The sequence below is a fragment of the Mycobacterium sp. genome (assembly GCF_050701675.1).
Lineage (GTDB): Bacteria > Actinomycetota > Actinomycetes > Mycobacteriales > Mycobacteriaceae > Mycobacterium.
In genome coordinates, this window is the sequence record NZ_JBOGDD010000307.1 from 1 (window position 1) to 2,705 (window position 2,705).

4 protein-coding genes are annotated in these 2,705 nt (G+C 66.8%); 1 reads left to right on the plus strand and 3 read right to left on the minus strand.

All coding sequences use genetic code 11. From position 1 onward, the window contains the following. A partial coding sequence (locus tag ACRDUX_RS09085) for a CoA transferase (RefSeq protein WP_526413095.1) occupies window positions 1-324 on the minus strand: 324 nt, incomplete at its 3' end. 130 nt (window positions 325-454) lie between these two features. On the opposite strand from ACRDUX_RS09085, the gene ACRDUX_RS09090 reads away from it, so the two are divergent. Continuing rightward, window positions 455-1,546: a CaiB/BaiF CoA transferase family protein gene (locus tag ACRDUX_RS09090; protein ID WP_526413097.1), complete on the plus strand. Its 1,092-nt coding sequence runs from the start codon at window positions 455-457 to the stop codon at window positions 1,544-1,546. On the opposite strand, the gene ACRDUX_RS09095 is transcribed toward ACRDUX_RS09090, so the two are convergent. Further along, a complete protein-coding gene (locus tag ACRDUX_RS09095; protein ID WP_526413099.1) occupies window positions 1,515-2,372 on the minus strand; it encodes a 3-carboxyethylcatechol 2,3-dioxygenase in 858 nt (285 codons plus the stop codon). The two genes, ACRDUX_RS09090 and ACRDUX_RS09095, sit on opposite strands and share 32 nt — an antisense overlap. 79 nt (window positions 2,373-2,451) lie before the next feature. Then, a complete protein-coding gene (locus tag ACRDUX_RS09100; RefSeq protein WP_526413101.1) occupies window positions 2,452-2,604 on the minus strand; it encodes a DUF7156 family protein in 153 nt (50 codons plus the stop codon). Window positions 2,605-2,705 lie beyond the last annotated feature (101 nt).

A 2,705-nucleotide genomic window follows, 5' to 3' on the forward strand; every position in this document is an offset into this window, starting at 1 on the left:
GTCCAGATCCATCCGTGCCGCCGCACCCGGCCCCAGGTTGTGCACCAGCACGTCGGCACTCTCGAGCAGTCGGTTCAGGATGGGTATGCCGTCGGGACGCTTGAGGTCCAGCGTCAACGATTCCTTGCCCCGGTTGAGCCATACGAAGTAGCTCGACTCGCCGTGTACCGCGCGGTCATAGCCCCTGGCGAAGTCGCCACCCTGCGGGCGCTCGACCTTGATTACCCGCGCCCCGAGATCGGCGAGCTGCCGGGTTGCGTACGGCGCCGCGACGGCCTGCTCGAGGCTGACAACGGTGATGCCCGCTAGTGGCGCATCGGTCATTCCTGAACCCCAGTGTTGGTGACGTATATGTCAGATTGATGCTAACAGGTGTTCCGGATAATCCATATCGTAGCCCTTGGGGCCTAGATTGAAGGTGCACATTCCGTCAGATCAGCGCTAGGCTCGCTTCGTGGCAGACGGTCCCTCAGCAGCGTCAGCCGGCCCTCTGGCCGGGGTGAAGGTGGTCGAATTGGCCGGCATGGGCCCAGCCCCGCACGCCGCCATGATGCTTGCCGACCTCGGTGCCCAAGTAGTGCGGGTGCAGCGGCCCGGCGGCGGGGGCGGCGCTCAACTGCGCAACCGTCGGATCGTCGTCGCCAACCTCAAGGACTCCGGTGACCTCGAGGCGGTGCGGCGACTCATAGACGGGGCGGACGTCCTCCTCGAAGGATTCCGCCCGGGGGTCACCGAACGACTCGGCCTGGGACCCGACGAATGTCAAGGCCGCAATCCGGGATTGGTCTACACCCGCATCACCGGGTGGGGGCAGACGGGCCCTCGCGCCCAGCAGGCCGGCCACGACATCAACTACGTCGGCCTCACCGGGTTGCTGCACGCGATGGGTACGGCGGACCGTCCTCCGGCGCCGCCGCTAAACCTCGTCGGCGACTACGGCGGTGGCTCGATGTTCGCGGTGGTCGGCGTGCTTGCAGCCCTCGTCGAGCGGCAGTCGTCCGGGCACGGCCAGGTGATCGACGCCGCGATTGTCAACGGTGCCCCAGTGCTTGGCCACGTGCTGTGGGCGATGCGTGCCGACGGCCGTTGGTCAGATGAGCGGGGTACCAACATCTTCGATGGCTCGGCACCGTTCTACCGCACCTATGAATGCGCCGGCGGCGGCTATGTCGCCGTGGGCGCGCTCGAACCGGAGTTCTTCGCCGAGCTGCTTCGTGTGCTGCAGATCGACCCCGCGTCGATCGGCCCGCAGCGTGACCGCGATGGATGGCCCGCGATGCGCGATGCGCTGTCCGACGCGTTCCGCAAGCACCCACGCGACCACTGGGCGCGAGTGTTCTCGGAGAGCGATGCCTGCGTCACGCCGGTGCTGACCGTGGCCGAAGCGATGGATGATCCACAGCTGAAGGCGCGCAACGTTTTCGTCGACGTCGACGGCGTCAGGCAACCTGCGCCCGCCCCGTCGTTCTCGCGCACTCCCGCACCGGCGCCCGCGGTTGCACGGACCGACTCGGTCACACCGACGTGGCGACCGCCATCCCGGTGATCCATTCGGGCACCGGCTCGTAGACCAGCGGGGTCACCGGACGACCGCCGCCCGCAGCGCCTGCGGCAACCCATGTCCTGACCTCGTTGGCGCCCGCGCCGGCGCGAACGTGCGCGCTGTCGACGAGACGGGTCAACGCGTCGACGTCCCAGGCCGACATCGCGTCCAACACCTCGGTATCCCAGTCGGGTCGGATCTTGTTGCGCGCGTCCGCCATGCCGTCGGCGATGATCCGCGCTCGGTCCTCGTCGCTGAGGTCGTAGGTGTCGACCTCCAGGCTCGGTGGAGAATGGGACAGCCCGCCGGTGCCGATCACCAGCACCCGCTCGTCGATACCCTCGAGGAACCGGCCGACCTCCGCGCCGAAATCGGCCACCCGGCGCCCGTTGGGCAGGGGAGCGGTGGCGCAGTTCACCGGTATCGGGATCACCGGGTTGGCCGTCAGCTCGCCGACAAGGTCCCGAATGGGTTGAGCAAAAGCATGATCCAGCCCGATGTCTCGACACGCGGCGATGTCGAAGCCAGCCGACAAAAGGTGCTCGCACAGCCCGCGGGCCAGCTCTGGCGGCACGTCCAGGTCGCCGGCCGGGTGTCCGCCCTCGGCCAGGATCGAGGCGGAGAGGGCCACCCCGAAGGCGGGCACCACGTGGCGGAAGGCTCGACGGTGATCGCCTCCGAACACGATCACGACGTCGGGATCGAACTCTCGCACCCGCTCGGCCGCTGCGGTCAAGCCCGAGCGGAACTCTCGACCGAAGGCGTGCTCGACATCGCGCTCCTTGCCTGGGCTGTGGCTTGCGCAGACGACGAACCGTTCTGATGCCACCTGGGTCACCTCCTCTAGAAGTGACACTAATGTTAGATGAATGGGATCGTCGATGGCTAGCGACTACTGGCGCCGGCGATCACACCGTGATGACGATGCCCTGGGTCAGCGCCACGATGATGCCGAGGATCACGAGGAACGCGACGCATCCTGCGACCAGTCTGACGGTTTCCTTCATCAACCCAGCGTTGGTCTGCGGCGGAAGGAAGAACTCGGCGGGCAGATCCTTCATGCGGTGATCCTTTGTGTTCAGGGAATGTAGGGGCTGTCAGCGCCAGTTGCCCAGCGCAACACCACGAGCGGGACGACCAGCAGTACGAAGAAGGTGATCTG

Bases quoted from the DNA above. Each gene is read 5' to 3' on its own strand.
- ACRDUX_RS09100 (WP_526413101.1), bottom strand. From the start codon at position 2,604: ATGAAGGATCTGCCCGCCGAGTTCTTCCTTCCGCCGCAGACCAACGCT.